23 protein-coding genes are annotated in these 19,474 nt (G+C 34.5%); 9 read left to right on the forward strand and 14 right to left on the reverse strand.

Annotated features, from left to right (window positions below; all coding sequences use genetic code 11):
• Window positions 1-60: 60 nt before the first annotated feature.
• The 4 genes from AC0L0O_RS28035 to AC0L0O_RS28050 form a co-directional block, all read right to left on the reverse strand.
• The gene (locus tag AC0L0O_RS28035; RefSeq protein WP_000619344.1) at window positions 61-717 is read right to left on the reverse strand and encodes a response regulator; all 657 of its coding nucleotides are present in this window, start codon (window positions 715-717) and stop codon (window positions 61-63) included.
• Window positions 714-1,907, reverse strand: a complete 1,194-nt coding sequence (locus tag AC0L0O_RS28040; protein WP_000902017.1) for a sensor histidine kinase — start codon at window positions 1,905-1,907, stop codon at window positions 714-716. Before AC0L0O_RS28040 ends, AC0L0O_RS28035 begins: the two co-directional genes overlap by 4 nt.
• Before the next feature lie 149 nt (window positions 1,908-2,056).
• Window positions 2,057-3,937, reverse strand: coding sequence for a ribosomal protection-like ABC-F family protein (gene abc-f / locus AC0L0O_RS28045; RefSeq protein WP_000150902.1), 1,881 nt, complete (start codon window positions 3,935-3,937; stop codon window positions 2,057-2,059).
• 124 nt (window positions 3,938-4,061) lie between these two features.
• On the reverse strand, window positions 4,062-4,196 hold the full coding sequence (locus AC0L0O_RS28050) for an RAxF-45 family protein (RefSeq protein WP_000830642.1): 135 nt from the start codon (window positions 4,194-4,196) through the stop codon (window positions 4,062-4,064).
• Between the two features lie 426 nt (window positions 4,197-4,622).
• Here AC0L0O_RS28050 and AC0L0O_RS28055 point away from each other — a divergent pair, with 426 nt between their 5' ends.
• Both AC0L0O_RS28055 and AC0L0O_RS28060 read left to right on the forward strand, forming a co-directional pair.
• Window positions 4,623-4,745, forward strand: coding sequence for a hypothetical protein (locus AC0L0O_RS28055; protein ID WP_000709145.1), 123 nt, complete (start codon window positions 4,623-4,625; stop codon window positions 4,743-4,745).
• A 134-nt stretch (window positions 4,746-4,879) separates the two neighbouring features.
• Window positions 4,880-5,662: a DUF4931 domain-containing protein gene (locus AC0L0O_RS28060; RefSeq protein WP_000381039.1), complete on the forward strand. Its 783-nt coding sequence runs from the start codon at window positions 4,880-4,882 to the stop codon at window positions 5,660-5,662.
• A gap of 15 nt (window positions 5,663-5,677) precedes the next feature.
• Here the strand turns inward: AC0L0O_RS28060 and AC0L0O_RS28065 are convergent, their stop codons facing one another.
• Entirely contained in the window at window positions 5,678-6,211 is a 534-nt protein-coding gene (locus tag AC0L0O_RS28065; RefSeq protein WP_000713260.1) for a transglycosylase SLT domain-containing protein, read from the reverse strand.
• Between the two features lie 250 nt (window positions 6,212-6,461).
• Between AC0L0O_RS28065 and AC0L0O_RS28070 the strand changes: the two genes are divergently transcribed.
• Window positions 6,462-8,111, forward strand: a complete 1,650-nt coding sequence (locus tag AC0L0O_RS28070; RefSeq protein WP_000759023.1) for a DUF2334 domain-containing protein — start codon at window positions 6,462-6,464, stop codon at window positions 8,109-8,111.
• A 140-nt stretch (window positions 8,112-8,251) separates the two neighbouring features.
• On the opposite strand, the gene AC0L0O_RS28075 is transcribed toward AC0L0O_RS28070, so the two are convergent.
• The 5 genes from AC0L0O_RS28075 to AC0L0O_RS28095 form a co-directional block, all read right to left on the reverse strand.
• A complete protein-coding gene (locus AC0L0O_RS28075; RefSeq protein WP_000871088.1) occupies window positions 8,252-9,016 on the reverse strand; it encodes a TatD family hydrolase in 765 nt (254 codons plus the stop codon).
• Between the two features lie 743 nt (window positions 9,017-9,759).
• Window positions 9,760-10,116, reverse strand: coding sequence for a YxeA family protein (locus AC0L0O_RS28080; RefSeq protein ID WP_000728433.1), 357 nt, complete (start codon window positions 10,114-10,116; stop codon window positions 9,760-9,762).
• A gap of 137 nt (window positions 10,117-10,253) precedes the next feature.
• The gene (locus AC0L0O_RS28085) at window positions 10,254-11,090 is read right to left on the reverse strand and encodes a YitT family protein (protein ID WP_000248042.1); all 837 of its coding nucleotides are present in this window, start codon (window positions 11,088-11,090) and stop codon (window positions 10,254-10,256) included.
• Window positions 11,091-11,208: 118 nt separating this feature from the next.
• Window positions 11,209-11,538: a PH domain-containing protein gene (locus AC0L0O_RS28090; RefSeq protein ID WP_001004227.1), complete on the reverse strand. Its 330-nt coding sequence runs from the start codon at window positions 11,536-11,538 to the stop codon at window positions 11,209-11,211.
• A 148-nt stretch (window positions 11,539-11,686) separates the two neighbouring features.
• On the reverse strand, window positions 11,687-12,664 hold the full coding sequence (locus tag AC0L0O_RS28095; protein ID WP_001273911.1) for a LacI family DNA-binding transcriptional regulator: 978 nt from the start codon (window positions 12,662-12,664) through the stop codon (window positions 11,687-11,689).
• A gap of 305 nt (window positions 12,665-12,969) precedes the next feature.
• On the opposite strand from AC0L0O_RS28095, the gene AC0L0O_RS28100 reads away from it, so the two are divergent.
• Window positions 12,970-13,065: a DUF3948 family protein gene (locus AC0L0O_RS28100; RefSeq protein WP_001060000.1), complete on the forward strand. Its 96-nt coding sequence runs from the start codon at window positions 12,970-12,972 to the stop codon at window positions 13,063-13,065.
• A gap of 73 nt (window positions 13,066-13,138) precedes the next feature.
• Here AC0L0O_RS28100 and AC0L0O_RS28105 read toward each other — a convergent pair whose 3' ends face one another.
• Window positions 13,139-13,744: a lysophospholipid acyltransferase family protein gene (locus AC0L0O_RS28105; RefSeq protein WP_000277772.1), complete on the reverse strand. Its 606-nt coding sequence runs from the start codon at window positions 13,742-13,744 to the stop codon at window positions 13,139-13,141.
• Window positions 13,745-13,955: 211 nt separating this feature from the next.
• Here AC0L0O_RS28105 and AC0L0O_RS28110 point away from each other — a divergent pair, with 211 nt between their 5' ends.
• Window positions 13,956-14,051, forward strand: a complete 96-nt coding sequence (locus tag AC0L0O_RS28110) for a DUF3948 family protein (RefSeq protein ID WP_001179704.1) — start codon at window positions 13,956-13,958, stop codon at window positions 14,049-14,051.
• A 60-nt stretch (window positions 14,052-14,111) separates the two neighbouring features.
• On the opposite strand, the gene AC0L0O_RS28115 is transcribed toward AC0L0O_RS28110, so the two are convergent.
• Together AC0L0O_RS28115 and AC0L0O_RS28120 are read right to left on the reverse strand one after the other, a co-directional pair.
• Window positions 14,112-14,252 (reverse strand): YrzO family protein, encoded by a 141-nt coding sequence (locus tag AC0L0O_RS28115; protein ID WP_000894066.1) that lies wholly within the window; start codon window positions 14,250-14,252, stop codon window positions 14,112-14,114.
• 21 nt (window positions 14,253-14,273) lie between these two features.
• On the reverse strand, window positions 14,274-15,242 hold the full coding sequence (locus tag AC0L0O_RS28120; protein ID WP_033687792.1) for a DMT family transporter: 969 nt from the start codon (window positions 15,240-15,242) through the stop codon (window positions 14,274-14,276).
• A gap of 127 nt (window positions 15,243-15,369) precedes the next feature.
• Here AC0L0O_RS28120 and AC0L0O_RS28125 point away from each other — a divergent pair, with 127 nt between their 5' ends.
• Window positions 15,370-16,236 carry a LysR family transcriptional regulator gene (locus AC0L0O_RS28125; protein ID WP_000423054.1) on the forward strand — a complete coding sequence of 289 codons (867 nt, stop codon included), beginning with the start codon at window positions 15,370-15,372 and terminating at the stop codon, window positions 16,234-16,236.
• Window positions 16,237-16,491: 255 nt separating this feature from the next.
• Complete coding sequence (locus AC0L0O_RS28130) at window positions 16,492-16,593, forward strand: DUF3948 family protein (RefSeq protein ID WP_001060015.1); 102 nt, start codon at window positions 16,492-16,494, stop codon at window positions 16,591-16,593.
• A gap of 215 nt (window positions 16,594-16,808) precedes the next feature.
• On the opposite strand, the gene AC0L0O_RS28135 is transcribed toward AC0L0O_RS28130, so the two are convergent.
• Window positions 16,809-17,756, reverse strand: coding sequence for a substrate-binding domain-containing protein (locus AC0L0O_RS28135; protein ID WP_000712217.1), 948 nt, complete (start codon window positions 17,754-17,756; stop codon window positions 16,809-16,811).
• A 134-nt stretch (window positions 17,757-17,890) separates the two neighbouring features.
• On the opposite strand from AC0L0O_RS28135, the gene modA reads away from it, so the two are divergent.
• On the forward strand, window positions 17,891-18,697 hold the full coding sequence (modA, locus tag AC0L0O_RS28140) for a molybdate ABC transporter substrate-binding protein (protein WP_001032247.1): 807 nt from the start codon (window positions 17,891-17,893) through the stop codon (window positions 18,695-18,697).
• Window positions 18,698-18,702: 5 nt separating this feature from the next.
• Window positions 18,703-19,377, forward strand: a complete 675-nt coding sequence (gene modB / locus AC0L0O_RS28145; protein ID WP_000006842.1) for a molybdate ABC transporter permease subunit — start codon at window positions 18,703-18,705, stop codon at window positions 19,375-19,377.
• The last annotated feature ends 97 nt before the right edge of the window (window positions 19,378-19,474 follow it).

A 19,474-nucleotide genomic window follows, 5' to 3' on the forward strand; every position in this document is an offset into this window, starting at 1 on the left:
AAATACAAAATAAAAAAGCAGCAAATTCTGCTGCTTTTTCACAATTATATATGCCAAAAGTCATGTGTACATCGTGATGCCATACCTTACTGCGTATATGGCTGCTTGCGTTCGATCTCTCAGTTCTAACTTACTAATTAAATTAGAAACATGATTCTTAACAGTTCCCTCTGTAATAAATAACTTTTCCGCAATCTCTTTATTATTTAACCCAAGTCCAATTTCCCTTAAAACATCTACTTCTCGCTCAGTTAATTGCGCTAATTGTTCTGGTGTGGTGCACTCTACTGCTACTTTTGTCTTTTTTAATTCTTTTATAATTTGCGCTGTTATATCCTGAGGAAGCACAGCCCCTCCACTATGCACCGTTAAAATTGCTTGAGCGATTGCATCTGTCTCCATGTCCTTCAATAAATACCCACTTGCTCCTTGCTCCAATGCTTCAAAAATAAGCTCACTATCACTAAAAGTCGTCAACATGAGAACCTTTATATGAGGGAACTGTTCTCTAACTAAACGTGTCCCTTCAACACCATTCATACGAGGCATCCGAATATCCATCAAAATAATTTCAGGTTGCAGCTCTTTCACCTTTTGTATCACTTCATCTCCATCTGTAGCAGTTCCCACCACTTCAAGTTCCTGACGTAAATTTAATAACATCGCTAAACCATCACGAATGAGTGATTGATCATCAACAATCATAATCCGAATCATACAGTTCCCCCTATTAACCACGTTTTCTCCTGAAGTGGAAATTCAATCTGTAACCGAAAGCCTTTTTCTATCTCACTCTCAAATTGAATAGTTCCACCATGTTCCTCTACTCGTTCTCTCATATTAAGTAAACCAAAACCTGGGCTTACCTCGTTAACTCCCACGCCATTATCCAAAATACATAGTTTAACTTGTTTCGCCGAACAAGTTAAACTCACCTCACATAAACTCGCCTTGCCATGCCGCTTTGCATTTGTTAAAGACTCTTGCATAACCCGGAGCAGTGTAGGTTGTAGTGACAGTGGAATCACAACCGGATCTCCTTGTAATTGAAACGATACTTGTACTTTCGTCGCTTTAGAATATCCATGTAACATTTCACGCATATTCTCTATTATGTTCCCTAGTTTACCTTCTTCTTTTAAGGCATGTACAGACGCTCTCACCTCTTGAAGTGATTTCCTGGCTAGCCCATGACATGTATGTAAAACCTCTTCCGTAGCGTCCGACTTTTGTTTCCACAAAGCCTCTGCCAGTTGTAATTGGACAAGTAAGGCTGTCATATTATGACCAACAGTATCATGAATTTCTCGGGCAATATCATTTCGCTCTCGAACGGCTGTCAATCCTTCTACCTCTTTGGCATATAGACGTAATTGTTCATGCGCTTCTTTTAGAGCTGTATGAGATAATGCTAATTCCTCATATTGCTCATCTACTATTTTCCGAGCAGCTGTAAGTTTTTTTATTAAACTTCCAGCTAAAGCACTAAAAACGATGAACATAAAATTAATGGCATTACTCTCTAAGTCTAAACTACCTGTATGTTGATACGCATGTAGTATATTTATAAACCAACAAAGAAAGAAAAAAGTAATAAAAAAGTACGTCATACTTCTACGAAATTCATGAATAAATAATCCCACTGCATCAATTCCAAATATAATTAAATATAAACATGTCTCGGGAAATAAAAATCCTAATAAAGCTGTGACTATCCCATTTGCTAATAGTGTATAAAAAACAAGTTTTTTACCCCCATTCACTTTTACTAGCAAAATATGATTCACAATATAAATAAAAAGTGCTGTACCTACAAAAAATTGCAAATTTGCTGTTTCACGTGAAACATGGTTTGCATAAACAAAACAGATCATGACGATTGTAACAATTCGCGCGTATCCTAACATAAAATTCTCCTCACATTTTAATAACCTAAAGTGCATCTCTTTATTGTGATAATAAGAAAATTATACCAATTACTTCTCTTTTCTTACACAAAAAGAGCAAGCCCCCCTCAAAATATGAGAAAACAACTTGCTCTTTCATTCTAATTTCTTTACTCCACGATATTCTCTAACTCATTATATAACTCCGCTCGTAACAACTCTTTCTTCATTTTTTCTTCATACAATTGTTCAAGCATTTCAACATCAACTACATGTTCCATCTTACACTCAAGCGTATATATATCTTCTTCAACATGCATTAATTCAGTTTCAATCTCCTCAATATTCCTAACTTCTTTCTTTTTTACAGGGACTGTTTCCATACTTTTTCTTCCTTGGCGTTGCTGCTTTATCACTTGTGTCTCAAGCTTTTCCTCCCACTTTTGACGCGCCCATGCATAGTTTCCTGCAAACTCAAATAATTTACGCTCATCAATCCAATACGTCTTTTCAAATAACTTATTTAAAAAATAACGATCATGTGAAACAGCTAAAATCGTCCCATTATATTGTTCAAGAGCTTCCTCTAAAACTTCCCTTGATTCAATGTCGAGATGGTTTGTCGGCTCATCTAAAATTAAAAAATTGATATCTTGATACATAAGTTGCGCAAGTCTTAACCTCATTTTTTCTCCACCGCTCAGTTGCGTCACCTTCTTAAACACCGCTGGACCATAAAATAAAAACTTAGCTAATATATGTCTCGCTTCTCCCTCTGTTACAGCTACATATTCTCTAAAAGCCTCTAATACATTACTCTTCCTATTTCCGTACGCATGCTGGGATAAATAACCGATTTTCACACTACTACCAATTCGAATTTCTCCCGCGTCTGGTTCTATTTGTTCTAATAATAATTTTAGTAGCGTTGTCTTTCCTGTACCATTACGACCAACGATGGCCGCACGCTCTTGAAAACGAACATGTAAATTCACTTCGTTAAATAAGGGGTGGTCAGCAAACCCTTTACTCACTTCTTTTATTACAACAACATCTTTTCCACTTCTATCTTGTCCTTCAAACTGAAGTCCCATTTGTTTTCGTTCTAAAATAGGTTTCTTTAGTTTTTGCATACGTTCCAGTGCACGCTCCATACTTCTTGCTCTCTTATGCAATCCTTCATTCGGAGGATTCGCCTGATTTGCCCATTCACGTAGTCGCTTAATTGCTTCTTTCATTTTCTTTATTTTCTTTTGCTGTTCTTGATAAGCTTGAAACTCCTGAAGCAACCTTTCTTCCTTCTCTTCAACAAACTGAGAATAGTTTGTATGATACACGTGAATCTCTCCATCTTCTAAATCAAAAATCTTCGTTACAACTTCATCAAGGAAATAGCGGTCATGTGAAATAACCATAACCGTTCCGTTATATTCTTTTAAAAATTGCTCTAACCATTCTACGGCAAATAAATCTAAATGATTAGTTGGTTCATCTAATAAAAGTAAATGTGGTTTCTGCAGCAACATGTATGCAAGGCTTACTTTTGTTTGTTCCCCACCACTTAACTCTAAAAATGACCGAGGGAATAGTTCTGTCACCTGTAAACCATTTGCTACCTTCATAATGTTCGCTTCGATTTCATAACCACCAAGAAACGCAAACTTTTCTTGGATGATTCCGTATCTTTCCATTAATTTTTGTAAAACAGAAGATCCCTGTTCTTCCGCCATATCTTTTTCTAAAGTACGCATTTCTCTTTCTAATTCCTTTTCTATTTTAAAAGCGGAACTCAATACTTCATATACAGTCATACTCTCATCAAATTTCGGAATTTGTGCCACATGACCAATACGTGTACCTTTCTTCATATGAATGGCCCCTGCATCCAAACTTTCCATTCCAGTTAAAAGCTGAAAGATTGTTGTCTTCCCGCTACCGTTACGACCAACTAATCCAACACGTTCACCATTCTTTATTTCAAGCGATATATTTTCAAATATGATGTTTCCACCAAAAGATTTCGTTACATTATTTACACTACAAATTGTCATTTTCCGTACTCCTTTCAATATAAAAAACCATGGGAAAGAAACATTCCCCATGGTTTTCGACATAGAAAAAGGAAGCTAAATAGCTCCCTTTTCACACGTGTATTAAAAATGGGTGAAGAGATTTCTATCGTTCTATAGCTACTATGCAATTGTTAAAAAAGGACAGACGTATCCCGTTAACAACTACATCATGAAAAATCGCACGACAAAAATAGATAAAATCTAAAAATTTGGCACGTGCAGCTAAAGAACGTTTCATCTCATTCACCTCTTTCGTACGGAATTTAATACTTACTTCTTTATTATACTTTCCCATTTCATGTTTGAATAGTCATTTTTCTGAAAATAATGAAGATAGACTAAACATTTCAATAAGTGACATCAAATCTTACAAAACTGTTATGTTCACGTAATGGAAAGCGATAGTACGAAAAGATGCCTCCCTATACAATAAAGATGTAAACAAGAGAGACAACAAAAGGAGGAAACAATCATGATGAAAGAAATCGTAAAAGCAATCTTTGAGGTATTAGTGAACGGACAAGCAGTTGTAAAAGAACTAAATGAACTATAAAAAGGAGTGAAAGAATATGATGAACATGGTAAAAATGATTTTACACGCTCTAGTTGATGCAAAAGCAGTTAGCCAAGAATTAAACCAACAATAAAAAAGGGGTAAACGAATATGAAGAAAGCCATTATTGTCATCGCAAGTACAGCGATTGCCTTATACACAATAAAAAATAGAAAAAAGAAGCATAATAAAAACGATTTATATTATCCATACACATTATTAAAGAAAAAATAAAAGACAAGGTACCCTGTTGTAATGAGGATATCTTGTCTTTTATTTTTCCTATTCCCTTTAAAGGATTTTCTTCTCCTTTTCCCGAATGTATTAAGCGGGATTTTTACACATATTTTAAAGGGGCATACATACCAATGGATACACAACAACTATACTTTTTAAACGATATTGGCAAACAAAAGCCAGAAAGCATTCGGAATAGAAGCGCTGCCTGTCCTTTTTGTGACAGAGAAAATTTAACGGATATTTTAGCAACTGAAGGCCCAATTATTTGGCTGAAAAACAAATTTCCTACATTAAAAGATACATTTCAAACGGTGCTAATCGAAACAGATAATTGTGAGGACCATATTGCGACATATACAGAAGAACATATGAGATCGCTAATCCGTTTCTCCGTTAAACATTGGTTAGACTTACAGAAGAATGAAGAATTCAAATCTGTGATTTTATACAAAAATCATGGTCCCTTCTCAGGTGGAAGTTTGCATCATGCACACATGCAGATTATTGGAATGAAATATGTAAACTACCTCGATAACGTAGAACAGGACAACTTCCAAGGAGTCATTGTACAAAAAAACAAAAATATTGAACTCAATATTTCAGATCGTCCTATTATCGGTTTTACTGAATTTAATATCATCGTTAAAGATATTGAATGCATAGATGAAATGGCAAATTATATTCAGCAAACTGTACGTTACATACTGACAGATTTTCATAAAGGATGTAGTAGTTATAACTTATTTTTCTATCACGTAAGCGGAAAGATCATTTGTAAAGTTGTTCCTAGATTTGTCGTTTCACCGTTATATGTAGGATATAAAATACCGCAAGTTTCCACAAAACTAGAAGACGTAAAAATACAGCTAGCGGAGTATTTCACAAAACGACATGATGATCCACAAAAATAGAGTAGGTATCAAAACCTACTCTTTAATTATACCTTTATTTCGATAGTACACATCTTCTAACCCGACGTTATACTTCATATTATTATCCGTCCACTCTGGCCCTAAATTCCCTGGCCACCCAGATGTATTTGCTATATATTTTAGTAATGCAAAATCCGTCAAACCTTTTTGCACCCCGCGCTTATATCCTTTCATTAAATGCGGCATTGCAATTTGCGCGTTTGTACGTGGATCTTTTAGCTCATCATCCGTTAAATGATCCGGCGCAAGTCCACCACCGCGATGCAATTGAAACAATCCGAATGAAGTTCCGTTATCTCCAACACTTCTTGGATTTAAACGGCTTTCATGTTCGGCAATTGTAAGAGGTATCCATTCTGGAAGATTGACTTTCTTTGCTTCCTCTATAATAATTTGTTTCATCTGTTTTGCTTCTTCTGAGTCAACATAGCTTGTCTCATTTACTAATTTGCCCATTCCTTCAGACTTTCCTTGGAAATATAAGTACACCCCAAGAACAACTAAAAATCCTACAAAGAATTTCTTCACTACCTCTACCTCTTTCTCCGCTGAAATTTGTCCCCTTTCAGCCTTCTTCCCTTACAATTACCCACACTCTATCATTCTCTTACCCTTTTATCATAGCAAATAACTATACATATTATCATCATGCTTTAGACCGATTTTGTGAAAAAACAGCTGGTAAATACGTGCAAAAATGTAACTTTCATAGACTGAAACGCATTTTTTGTATATAATTGTAAACTGAATTCTAAATATAAACTAGGAGAATAATAATATGAAAAAATGGTTGCTACTCTTATTTAGTTTACTACTATTAATTCCTGTCCCTATTTCCGCACAAAAAAACGAAAATCCAAAAGTCCTTATTTTATACAGTTCGAGCGATGATCAAATTACAAGTGACACCCAAATACTTAATACACAAGTAGGACATTTTACTAATAACATAACAATAAAAAGTATAAAACAGTTAGCTGAAATAACTGATAAATCTTCATATACACATGTTATTTACATAGGTGAAAAACAAGAAGAACTTCCCACTGAAACAAAAGAATTTCTAGAAAATTTCTCAGGACCACTACTCGTTTTAGGTCAAAATATAGAAAAATTATCCAAACGTTTTTCATTTATCACACTTAAAAATGAAGATATAAACTCTGATACAATTGAATATCCAACACGTAAACTAAAGAATACATTAGAGGACGAACGATCGATTAAAATCCTTGATACAAATGGAACAATTCTTGCCAATGCTTTAAAAGGAAAGAATACTTATCCATTAATTGTGCAACAAAATAATTCTTATTATGTTGCAACGCCAAATCTCTTTGACTGGATGTCTCATTACATCGGTGAAGTGTTATTTTCTTACTTCGGACAAAAGCCCACGAACAATAAGGTAGAAGCTTATTTACGTCTTGAAGACGTTCATCCAGCCGCAGATATAAATCAATTAAAAGAAATTGCTGAATTACTAAAAGAGAAAAAGATGCCATACATGATCACTGTTATTCCTGTATATACGGATCCAGAAACAGGTAAAACACTACATTTAAAAGATAAACCCGAACTAGTCGATCTTTTACGCTCTATGCAAGATGATGGTGCAGCAATTATTATGCATGGTTATACTCACCAATTTTATGATAGTGAAACTGGTGAAGGTTTTGAATTTTGGGACGTAAAAACAGACCAACCAATTCGTCAACCGAAGCATGAAAAACCAAAAACAAAAGATGATTTCCCTAACATAGAGGCATATAATACATACGTAAAAAAAGGGGAAGAATTTGAAGAAAAATATACGACTGATCATATTGAAAAAGGCATTCAAGAACTTGTAGATGCCAAATTATATCCTGTCGCATTTGAAGCACCTCATTACACGATGTCTCAAAAAGGATATGAAATATTATCAAGATACTTTTCAACTTATGTGGGACAACTACAGTTAAGTGATACAACTTGGAAATCCATGCACTCTCCGGCATACAGAAGTACACCATCATTTTTAAATGGCATGAAATTAATGCCTGAAACAGTTGGATTTATCGAAGAAGATAAACCACACGCTATTGCTAAAATGAAAGCAAATGCTGTATCTATTGCCAAATTATCCGATGGAGTTATTGGTGCATTCTATCATCCTTACTTAGGTGTAAAACCATTAAAAGAAGTACTAAAGGATTTAGAAAGTATTCCAAATATAGAATGGATTGATTTACAAAAGGAAACAAATGAAGTGAAAATGAAAAATATTCATATCACTACTAATAAAGACGGTATTCACGTTGAAAAACCAACAAGCGCAAGTGACGTAATGGATTATATAAAACAATATGGATTCTTCCTTATACTCGGTTTCCTCGTTATTGTCTTTCTCTTATTATTAAGACGTGCAAAAAAATTAGAATCCTAATACAAAACCACCAAGCAAAATGCTTGGTGGTTTTTTTAACTTAAACCAAAACGTGGCATATTATTAATAACCCATTGATTATGTTCATAAATAAATTCAACTTCTATTTCTCTATAATAAGAAGGGCTAAAATAACACTTCTATCCTTTCAAATAAAATTGAATTGTATTTTCATATATCGTTTCTGCAACCTTATCAACAGCTACGTTTTTTATAACACTAATTTCCTTTAATACCTCTCGAATCATTCCCGGATGTGTCATAACACCCTCTTGAAATTCCCACGGTCCATCTGTTTCTACCATCATATATTCAAGAGGATAATACGAAACAATTTTTCTAATCTTCTCCTTATGCAAAACATCTGGTGTAATAGAAATATAATAACCGTTCCTCATCATCCGTTCCATTGTTGTTTCACTTCCTTTAAACCAATGAAAGTGCGCACGCGAAACTTTATGTTTCTCCAGTAAATCACATACAACATCAGCATCTTCATACACTGCATGCAATACAATTGGTAAATCATATTTACTAGCTAGTTCAACAAACCGTTGTAGCACTGATATATACGAATTGATAGCAATATGCTCATCTTCTTTTCTTAAGTAATACGGTAAGCCTACTTCACCAATCGCTACTATATCCTCTACATGATCCTCAATTAATTTATAAATTTTCTCACATTCTTCTTTATGAATCGGTTGCTCCGGATGAAAACCTACTGCTGGATGTACAAAGGAATATCGTTTTGCTAAAGATAAGATTTCTTTACTTGATTGATAATTCATAGATACCGCAATAAGCCCCTGTATCTCTTTACTATTTTCCACATCTTTCAGTAATCTACTTTTCTCTTCATCCTTGTATTGGTCGACATGTATATGACTATCAATCCATTTCATCTTTATTCCCCCATAAAAAAAACAAGAAAGGATCTCCCTTCTTGTTTTGTCATCTATATTATTTAACAATTAAGTTTGTTATGATATCAAATAATCCAATACATACTACGGCAACAGTAAAGTAGCTACAGAAATCTTTAATTGGAAACTTCACTACTTCTTCTTTACGCATCCCATTCTTCTCCCTTCTTACTATATCCCTAATTATTTTTATCTATTTGTACTTATTATGCAAAAAATATGACAAATTTACTATCGAATTAACTTACGTAAACCTTACAATGTTGTAAGGTTTATAAAAAGAGCCCCATCATACAGATGAGGGCTATTAAAAAGTAGTTGGTTTTTCATTCTTCATTAACACTATAAACAGAAAGTAATACAGTAAGACTTTCTAATTACACTATATGAAATTCACTATCTTTTAACCATCGAATTACATTACAGAAGACTTACATTTTTGTAAGTTATGTGTAATGTAATTCGATAGTTTCCCTCACTTACATCTCGTACAATAAAGTTAGCAAGTAAGCCAAATAAGAAGAACATTCACATAACCAAATTACATTGCTAGTAGCTACTCTTCTTATATCTCTCACTCATGCTACTACAATGTACCCCCTTCCCCTTTATATAATAAAAAAAGCCTTAGTCCCTCTGGACTAAGGCTTTTTTACGCCCCCTAAAAATACCCCTACCTAGTATTTTCATTTTCGACAAAAAATAGGTAGGGGTATATTTCACTATCTCATCGATAAAAGTTTACTCTTCGCATTAATAGGAATATTTGCAGCTTCAATTTCTTCAATCGACTCGCCGTAGCGTCCCTTCGCGTACACCTTTAACATTTCATCTCTCTTTAACATATGCTTAACAGTCTTCTTTATTTTTTGTTCTTTCCCACGTTCATCAAACGCAATAAATTCATATTCATACCACTCATCACCAACATGCTGACCAATTGTATTCACAACCGTATAGTATTCTTTCGTCTTATAAAACGGATTATATTTATCGATAACTGGGCCAAGTTTTGTAGGCAGTAACATCACTACTATCACTAGCATTGCTATTATAGTAGTGATCATTTTTTTCTTCATAATAAACATTCCTCCTCTGCAGGATATATATACATCCATTTTAAAAAGAAGGAATAAAATCTACTATTGAATCTCATTACATTACACTTACATTTTTGTAAGAATAAAAAAGGTGAACGAATTTATTCGTTCACCTTTTAGCTTGCTTTAAAGCCACCGCCAAGTACATCACGTACATCATGGATAACGACGAAAGCATCTTCATCCACTCGGCTAATAACTTGCTTTAACTTAACAAGCTCTTGTTTATTAATAACCACATATAAAACTTCTTTATTTTTACCAGTATATCCGCCGCGTCCTTCTAATACAGTAACACCGCGTGTCATGTTTTTCGTAATAGCTTCGCGTATTAAGTCTGGTTGATTTGAAATAATTGTAACAGCCGTTTTTGTATCCATCCCTTCTACAATGAAATCAATCACCTTCGCTCCGATGAATACTGCAACAAGTGTGTACATCGCTTTTTCTTGCCCTATTATAAATACAGAACCAGCAATTACAACGATATCAATAATAAGTACGCCTTTACCAACGCTCCAACCTAAATATTGATTTGCTAACTGCGCTAAAATTGCCGATCCCCCTGATGTACCTCCGGCTTTGAACATACAGCCTAATCCGATCCCTACAAACAAGCCTGCAAATAAAGCTGCTAATAGCGTATCACTATTTACATGATACTCAATATGCTCTGTAACATATAAAAACAAGGATGTTTCTACAATCCCTAAAATTGTATAAACCATCGTTTTTTTATCAAAAAACTTATAACCAATAGCTAGTAAAATTGCATTTATAGCAAAGTTCACAATCCCTGGTGACCAATCAAATAAGTAGTACGTAACAACCGTTAAACCAATAATTCCACCTTCCGATAAACGGTTTGGAATTGCAAAGTAATTAATACCAATTGCGAATAATAATGAACCAATTGTAATTAGTGTTATTTCCTTTATACGTTGATTAACCATAGTTCATACCCTCCCCCCATTTGACATTGTATCACTATCTCCTAGAGGTTTAGAAGTTGTTTTTATTCCGCATTTTACCTCTTAAAAATCAAGATATTATGTTTAAACAAAGGGGTGATTAATTATTCATATTTGTTCTCACTGTACGGACAAATTGCTCCACATTCCCTTTCTGAATACACTTAGCTCTAACCGTTTCATGGTTACAAGTAAATTCAAAATACGGACAGAAATCTATGCTATCTATATGCAAATATGAGTACTCTTTAAATGTTGAAGGATAGTAAGGAAATTTCCCGTAAAACAGGAGACGTCTAGTAGTGGCAACAAAAATTCCATGTTGATAACATAACGTGAAATTATCCTTCTCAAAGATCCCTATCACAAAGGCTACAATATTTTCGTCATTCTCTAAATACTTTTTCACACTTAATAAAAGCTCATTCATGCATATCCCTCCAAATACTATTCTCGAAAAGAATCCATGGATTGTTACAAACCGGTTTAAGTCCTTTATAAAGTATGAAACGCGTTTCCTGTCAAAGATATTTCAAAAAAATAATCCGTTATGTACTTATACACATAACGGATTAAAATTACACTGTAGATCGCTCCACAAGTTCATATGGAATTTCCACCTTTTCTTGTTTAGAGCTCTTGTCACTTATATGCCGGTAAAACATTTCAAAAGCTGTTTTCCCTATCTCCTTCAAATTTTGATCAATGGTTGTAAGTTGCAACACTTGCGAAATAGGTTGGTTATCTAAACCAATAATCGCTAAGTCCTCAGGAACTTGAATACCCAACTTCCCAACTTCCGTCATAACCCCAATCGCAACTTCATCTCCTGCTACTATTAACGCTTCAGGGAGATTCTGCATACCTTTTAACTTATGAGCGACTCTCACACCATCTTCTAATGTAAAACATTCTGTGAAAATCCATTCTTCATTCACTTCTTCATCTATAGATTGCAATTGCTGTTTATACACATCAAAACGCTTTTGACTACTCGGTCCTAGCTTTCTTCCCGTACAATAACCAATTTTTTTATAACCTTTTTCAATCAGGTGATTCATTCCTAACTGGAAAGCTGCCGAATGATTTGTATATACACTTGAGATGTTTGAAATATCATTATCTTCACAAGCAATGATTGTGCCGTAAGAAGCATACGGTTCTATCATTTCCCAATCATTTGCACGTGAACAAATAATAAGACCATCCAATTGTTTCGTTTTTAACATATGTAAACTTTTCATTTCTTCTTTTTTATTATAATTCGTTTGGCAAAGTAGCACCCTGTAGTTATGAGTTAAAGCTCCCTCCATCATTCCCCCTACCATTGCATCGAAGCTCGGGTGATTGATGTAAGGGAGAATCACACCAACAATATTCGTCTTTCCTTTTGATAAATGAACAGCATTTGCGTTTTGTGAGTAATTCAACTTCTCAACTATCTCTATAACCGCTTTCCTTTTTTCTTCACTTACATACGGATGATCATTCAACACTCTCGAAACAGTCGTAACTGAAACTCCCGCCATTTTTGCAATATCTTTAATATTAGCCATACACTCACCTCTACTTTTAAATTAATAAATTCCATGAACATATGTCAAACCTTCTCATCATTACATCTTCATTCGTTTTTCTTACAAAAGTGTAATTTTCCTGTAAGCTAATTCGATAGTTACTCTCCACTATTTTTCATACAATTAAGTTAGAAACAAGGCAACAATTATTCGAAAAGGAGCGGATTTATATGATGGACAAAATGAAATCAAATAATTTTTTAAATACAATGGGCATGATATTTTCCACTCTTATCGATGCAAAAGCTGTTGCTTCTACATTAAACAAGTAAGGAGAATATGCGATGAATAACATTACTTTTAACAAATTAGATTTTTTAGGACTAGCTAGTGGCTCGATTCTTCTTACTGCTTTTATTTACGCCACTACGCTTATATAACTTTTGTGTCCCCTTTCCCCTTTATTATAAATAGTAATAGAAAAGACGACCGTCTATGCCCGGTCGTCTTTTCTTACTTTTGATTTGATTGTAAAGCTTCCTTAAGCTCCTCAAACTTCTCATTTAATTGATCCGTCATCATTTTCATAGCTGTTTTTCGATCTATTTGTTCTTCAGCATCAATTTGAATTGGGTCTCCAAAAATTAATTGTGCTCTTTTTCCCTTTATTAATTCTTTTACACTTGAGGGACCAATATAAGCTGCCGGTATTAATGGAACGTTAGAACGCATCGCAATTGTCACAGCACCAGCTTTTAACGAAACGTCTTCTGTCGATCTCGTTCCACTCGGGAAAATCCCTACCACTTTTCCTTCTTTTAATAAGCGTGATGGAATTTTAAGTGTACTCGGTCCTGGATTTGCACGATCTACAGGGAATGCATTTACATTTTTAAAGAACCAATTTTTGAATTTCCCTTCAAATAATTCTTTTTTGGCCATGTAATGAATTTCCGTCGGGTACATCCCTGTAGCTAACATTAATACATCCATAAAACTTGTATGTGTACACGCAACAACATATGGGCCACCTTCTGGTAACTTTTCTCTTCCTTGCACTTCTACTTTCCCAGCTGTTTTAAATATATATTTCAACAAAAATGTAATTGGTTTATACATTTGTTTCGTTCCTTTCTGAACATCCGAAGTATAATCATATTCTTACAATAATTATAACACTAAGTTTTAGGAGTTGGTAATAAATTTAAGTATTAATTGTTACATTTCAATTCTTACAAAAGTGTAATTTTTTTGTAAGCTAATTCGATAGTTACTTCTTGCTATATTTCATACAATTAAGTCAGGAAGAAACAAGTAAGGAGAATTCATTATGCAAAACATCACTTTTAACAAATTAGATCTTTTAGGATTAGCTAGCGGCTCAATTCTTCTTACTGCTTTTATTTACACTGCTACGCTTGTATAACTTTGTGTCCCCTTTCCCCTTTATATAGAAAAAGACGACCGTCTATGCCCGGTCGTCTTTTTAAATGTTTCTTTCTTTTAACTCTTTTAAAAGCTCTATCATTTCAGCTTGTTGTTTTATCTTCTTACGACCATTTCGATTAATTGCTGCAAGCTCACAAGCAACTCCGACGGCAAAGAAAAACAATAAACTTTCTAACATGTAAAATCCTCCAATTGCCTATTAAACAGCTTGACGTAATTGCTCTTTTTCTAAAATTCTCTTGTTGATATTTTCTTCTTTCCTCTGACAAACATTATTACGAATAAGTGCTGCAATAACAAGTAAAGTCCCTACAATATCAAACATTGTTATTTGATATCCTTGCATCATCATAATAACTAAAGTTGTAATGGGTACCAAATTAATAAATAAAATCCCATTAATGGACGATAAAATTTTCACACCATAGTTCCAAGCTAGTAACGCTACTATTCCTGGTAATGTCATCATAAATAATAAATCGTATTTCACAATAGAAATCGTTCCCATACTCGGAACTGAAACATATCCAAACGCCGTTATAATTATCGTTATAATTCCTGTAACAGTCGTACCGAATACACACGTCAACGTAGAATAACGTAATGTTGACCAATCGCTACACGTTTGACCACCCATCGTATAAATAACCCAGCCCACAACTCCAACAAATATACACGCTAGCGAAAACATGTTATCTTTCAATGTTAAAAAGAAACTCATATCACCTTTTGTAATAACAAATACAGCCCCTATAAAAGCGATAAGCATGCTCGTTATCATATACTTTTTCGGTTTTACATGCTTATATCCCCATAGGATACAAATAGAAATCATCGGCATAAGTGCTTCCATAATGGAGGCTACCATCACGCCTGATTTTCCCATTAACATTTGACCTAAAAATATAAGTACATTATATACAGTAAACGCCATCGTTCCGAAAAAGACGAGTAACTTTCCTCTTCCTTCTAAACGAAATGCCTGTTTCCCTTCTTTCATTAACAACAATATAATCAGCATTATCGCCACCGCTCCATAGCGAATAAGCGAAAAATAAAACGGATCTATGTATTCTAACGCATGATCAGCAACTGGAAACATCGCTCCCCATGACATACTTGCAATCAAACATGCTAAAGCTCCTATTATCATTTGACCTCTTCTCACCACAATCCCCCGCTTCTTTCTATTTGCACAAAGAGAATTGTAAAAGAAAAAATATATCACGTAAAATGATTCAAAATGATATTAACTATCATTTATAATGATAGTTAACATCAAGGAGGACAGTATTATGGAATTAAGAGACTTGCAAATCTTCCAGAGCGTTGCCGACCAAGGTAGTGTAAGTAGCGCAGCAAAGGAATTAAATTACGTACAATCAAATGTAACTGCACGTATTAAACAACTAGAAAACGAGCTAAAAACACCGCTCTTTTATCGTCATAAGCGAGGCATGACTTTAACAGCTGAAGGAAGAAAAATGCTCGTTTATGTTAATAAAATTTTGCAAGATGTTGACGAGCTAAAACAAGTATTTTTAGATAGCGAAACACCCTCTGGCATATTAAAAATCGGTACTGTCGAAACAGTAAGTACATTACCTACCATTTTATCTTCTTACTATAAAAGCTATCCGAACGTCGATTTGTCATTACAAGCAGGTTTAACAGAAGAATTAATTAGAGAAGTACTCGATCATCAATTAGATGGCGCTTTTATATCAGGACCAATAAAACATCCACTTATTGAACAATACGATGTTAGTACAGAAAAATTAATGCTTGTAACACAAAATAAAGCTTTTCATATTGAAGAATTTACAACAACGCCTCTACTCGTTTTTAATCAAGGATGTGGATACCGTTCTAAACTAGAACGATGGCTGAAAGATGAAGGTTTGCTTCCAAAAAGAATTATGGAATTCAATATATTAGAGACCATATTAAACAGTGTTGCACTCGGCCTTGGAATTACACTCGTACCACAGTCTGCTGTCCATCATCTTTCTAAAGCAGGTAAAGTTCATTGCCATGCAATTCCTGAGAAATATGGTAGTATTTCAACGGTTTTCATACGCCGCAAAGATAGCTATATGACGAATTCAATGCGTAGCTTTTTAAAAACAATCGAAGAGCACCACCACATTAATATGCTTTAAAAGACATTCTTACACGAATGTCTTTTTTTCTTACAAAAGTGTAAGTCTTCCGTAAGCTAATTCGATAGTTGCAGGCGATCATATTTCCTATAATTAAGACATAAAGCAGGGCAACAACAATTCGAAAAGGAGCGGATACGCATGATGAACAAAATGAAATCAAACAAATTTTTAAATACAATGGGCATGGTGCTATCCGCACTTGTCGATGCAAAAGCAGTTGCAACTACATTAAACAAATAAGGAGAGATTATAATGAACAACATTACTTTCAACAAATCAGACTTTATCGGACTTGCAAGTGGAGCGACTCTTCTTACAGCTTTCATTTACTCACTTGCTCAAGGTCTTGTTTAACACTTTGTTTCCCCAAACCCCTTTATATATAGAAAAAGCTGCTCGTCTTATAGACAAGCAGCTTTTTAGTTTGTCCCGCTTTAATGGGCAGTAAGACCCCCACCTCAAAATTCAGCGAAAGCAAAGAAGTTAGGTGGGGGATCAACTGCCCATAAAAGTCCGATTGGTTCAACTAATAATCAGTCGGGGCTGAAGACCCCCCACTGATTAAAGTTTCACTTTATTTCATATATAATTTGACCTGTTTTCGTCATATCGTATCCGCCGATCGCTTTTAGTTCATTATGAAATTCTTCCGATTGCAGAATGTCTTTTACAACTTCGATCAACTCTTCATTTTCTTTATTCTTCAAAATCACTAAATCATACTGTTCTTTCATGATTGGAATAAAGTCTACGTTTACAATTTGCGAAAACTTTTCTGATCCTACTCCCACATCAGCTTTTTCATTCGCGACTTGCGTGGCAACACCAAGATGGTTCGATTCTTCCCATTCATATCCACTAATACGTTCTTTATTTAAATTTTGAATGCGCAATTGTTCATCAACTAACACCCTAATACCAGAACCTTTTTCTCGATTTACAAATCGTATAGATGATTGAGATAAATCAGCCCATGTTTTTATATTTTTTGGATTTCCCTTTTGCACATAAAATCCAACATTCCTCGATAGCAAATTAATCATAGTACATGGTTGTCCAACTAAAATACGTTTTACGTAAGGAACATTATATGTACCCGTTTCGCCATCAAACAAATGCAAACTAACGATACTTCCTTCTCCTTGATACATTTTTACTAAACTCGTTAAACTACCTTGATATGCCCGTAATATATTTGAACTTGGTAGACGATTTTCTATACGCTTCGCCAACATATCTAACGTTAGTTCTTGTCCGCTAATAATACATGTATTCGAGATACTATTACTGTCATTCTTTACAGGAGTAACTTGTACCTTCCCTGTTTTCATTTGCTTAATATATTGTTCTAAATCTGCTGCATCAATGCGCATCTGTCTACCAACTCTATAAGAAGGAAGTTCCCCTTTTTTAATCAAGTCGTATACAGTTAGTTTTGATACTTTTAATCGCTTTGCTACTTCTTCCGTTGTGTAGGAATGATGATCCATAGACGATTCCTCACTTTCTTTCTTCATTGTAACAAAGAAAAGAATATTTCTCCTATATTTTAAAAACAACTACATCGTTCAAATTATATTCAATTATAACTAGTTATATTTAGTTATATTTAGTTATAATTAATTATGTCAAAACGAAAGGGGATTTTTTTATGAATAAGTTTACATTACGATCCATCGGGGCACTTATCCTTTCTTTTCTTCTTATATTTAGTGTTGCATGTACAAGCGGAGATAAGAAAGAGAAATCAACTGCTACAGAAGGAAAAACAGTTGAACTTACTATATCAGCAGCTGCAAGCTTACAAGATGCGCTAAAAGAAATTGAAACAAAATATAAAGAAAAAGAACCTAATATTAAACTTTCTTTTAACTTCGGCGCTTCTGGTGCACTTCAACAACAAATCGAACAAGGTGCACCTGCTGATTTATTCTTCTCAGCAGCCGAAGATAAATTCCAAACTCTTGTTAAAAAAGGATTCATTAATGAAAAGGAAGGGAAAAATCTTCTTGGAAATGAGCTCGTTCTAGTCGTCCCAAAAGATAGTTCTCTTACAAAAATTCAAGATTTAAAAGATGAAAAAATAAAAAAAATCGCACTTGGCACACCTGAATCTGTACCTGCGGGAAAATACGCAAAAGCTTCTCTCACACATGAAAATCTTTGGAATGACGTTCAAAATAAAGTCATATTTACAAAAGATGTGCGCCAAGTGTTAACATATGTAGAAACAGGTAATGTTGATGCTGGTATTGTATACAAAACAGATGCTCTTATTTCAGACAAAGTAAAAATCGGCGAGACAGCAGCAACTACTTCTCATGAGCCAATCCACTATCCTTTAGGCGTTATAAAAGAATCGAAGCATAAGAAAGAGGCGACTTCATTTTATGAGTATTTGCAGTCAAAAGATGCACAATCTATCTTTAAGAAATATGGATTTACAGTCCTACCATAATTACCATGAGCTTTGATATTATTTTGTCACCAATCTTTCTATCTTTACGAGTAGCTGCATGTGCCACCATTATCGTTACAATTTTAGGGACGATTATCGGCCGAGCGTTAGCACGCTCCTCATGGAGATATAAAGTGATATTAGAAACGATTTTCTTATTACCAATGGTACTTCCGCCAACTGTAATCGGCTTTTTTCTCATTATCATTTTTGGAAATAACAGTCCCATTGGAATGTGGATAGAATCAATATTTCAGCAGTCTATTATGTTCACATCTACTGCTGCTATCATTGCTTCTACAGTTGTTGCATTTCCGCTTATGTACCAATCAGCAAAAACAGGATTTTCTATCGCGAATGTACAAATTGAAGAAAGCGCTCGTGACCTTGGTGCAAGTGAATATCAAGTTTTTCTACACGTCACACTTCCGCTTGCATTTCCTGCATTACTAAGCGGAATGATTTTGAGCTTTGTTCGTGCGCTCGGTGAGTTTGGTGCTACACTCATGTTTGCTGGGAACATTCCTGGTAAAACACAGACTATCCCAACTGCCATTTACATGGCGATTGATGCAAGTAATATGCAACTCGCCTGGACACTTGTAGTTATCACTATTAGTATGTCACTCCTATTTTTGCTATGTATTCAGCTTATTAATAAAAGAATTACTAACTCTTAAGGCAGCTTTTTTGAAGCTGCTTTTTTATTTCTTAGGAAATAAAAATATATCGTTGGGAAATAACTGAATTTTACCTTTTATTTAAATATACATTCTA

The organism is Bacillus sp. GS3m_15504 (assembly GCF_055825275.1).

Bases quoted from the DNA above. Each gene is read 5' to 3' on its own strand.
- abc-f (WP_000150902.1), bottom strand. From the start codon at position 3,937: ATGACAATTTGTAGTGTAAATAATGTAACGAAATCTTTTGGTGGAAAC.
- AC0L0O_RS28075 (WP_000871088.1), bottom strand. From the start codon at position 9,016: ATGAAATGGATTGATAGTCATATACATGTCGACCAATACAAGGATGAA.
- AC0L0O_RS28100 (WP_001060000.1), top strand. From the start codon at position 12,970: ATGAATAACATTACTTTTAACAAATTAGATTTTTTAGGACTAGCTAGT.
- AC0L0O_RS28090 (WP_001004227.1), bottom strand. From the start codon at position 11,538: ATGAATGAGCTTTTATTAAGTGTGAAAAAGTATTTAGAGAATGACGAA.
- AC0L0O_RS28085 (WP_000248042.1), bottom strand. From the start codon at position 11,090: ATGGTTAATCAACGTATAAAGGAAATAACACTAATTACAATTGGTTCA.
- AC0L0O_RS28080 (WP_000728433.1), bottom strand. From the start codon at position 10,116: ATGAAGAAAAAAATGATCACTACTATAATAGCAATGCTAGTGATAGTA.
- AC0L0O_RS28135 (WP_000712217.1), bottom strand. From the start codon at position 17,756: ATGAAGAAAGAAAGTGAGGAATCGTCTATGGATCATCATTCCTACACA.
- AC0L0O_RS28060 (WP_000381039.1), top strand. From the start codon at position 4,880: ATGGATACACAACAACTATACTTTTTAAACGATATTGGCAAACAAAAG.
- AC0L0O_RS28035 (WP_000619344.1), bottom strand. From the start codon at position 717: ATGATTCGGATTATGATTGTTGATGATCAATCACTCATTCGTGATGGT.
- AC0L0O_RS28105 (WP_000277772.1), bottom strand. From the start codon at position 13,744: ATGTATAAACCAATTACATTTTTGTTGAAATATATATTTAAAACAGCT.
- AC0L0O_RS28110 (WP_001179704.1), top strand. From the start codon at position 13,956: ATGCAAAACATCACTTTTAACAAATTAGATCTTTTAGGATTAGCTAGC.
- modB (WP_000006842.1), top strand. From the start codon at position 18,703: ATGAGCTTTGATATTATTTTGTCACCAATCTTTCTATCTTTACGAGTA.
- AC0L0O_RS28130 (WP_001060015.1), top strand. From the start codon at position 16,492: ATGAACAACATTACTTTCAACAAATCAGACTTTATCGGACTTGCAAGT.
- AC0L0O_RS28040 (WP_000902017.1), bottom strand. From the start codon at position 1,907: ATGTTAGGATACGCGCGAATTGTTACAATCGTCATGATCTGTTTTGTT.
- modA (WP_001032247.1), top strand. From the start codon at position 17,891: ATGAATAAGTTTACATTACGATCCATCGGGGCACTTATCCTTTCTTTT.
- AC0L0O_RS28055 (WP_000709145.1), top strand. From the start codon at position 4,623: ATGAAGAAAGCCATTATTGTCATCGCAAGTACAGCGATTGCCTTATAC.
- AC0L0O_RS28125 (WP_000423054.1), top strand. From the start codon at position 15,370: ATGGAATTAAGAGACTTGCAAATCTTCCAGAGCGTTGCCGACCAAGGT.
- AC0L0O_RS28050 (WP_000830642.1), bottom strand. From the start codon at position 4,196: ATGAAACGTTCTTTAGCTGCACGTGCCAAATTTTTAGATTTTATCTAT.
- AC0L0O_RS28095 (WP_001273911.1), bottom strand. From the start codon at position 12,664: ATGGCTAATATTAAAGATATTGCAAAAATGGCGGGAGTTTCAGTTACG.
- AC0L0O_RS28115 (WP_000894066.1), bottom strand. From the start codon at position 14,252: ATGTTAGAAAGTTTATTGTTTTTCTTTGCCGTCGGAGTTGCTTGTGAG.
- AC0L0O_RS28070 (WP_000759023.1), top strand. From the start codon at position 6,462: ATGAAAAAATGGTTGCTACTCTTATTTAGTTTACTACTATTAATTCCT.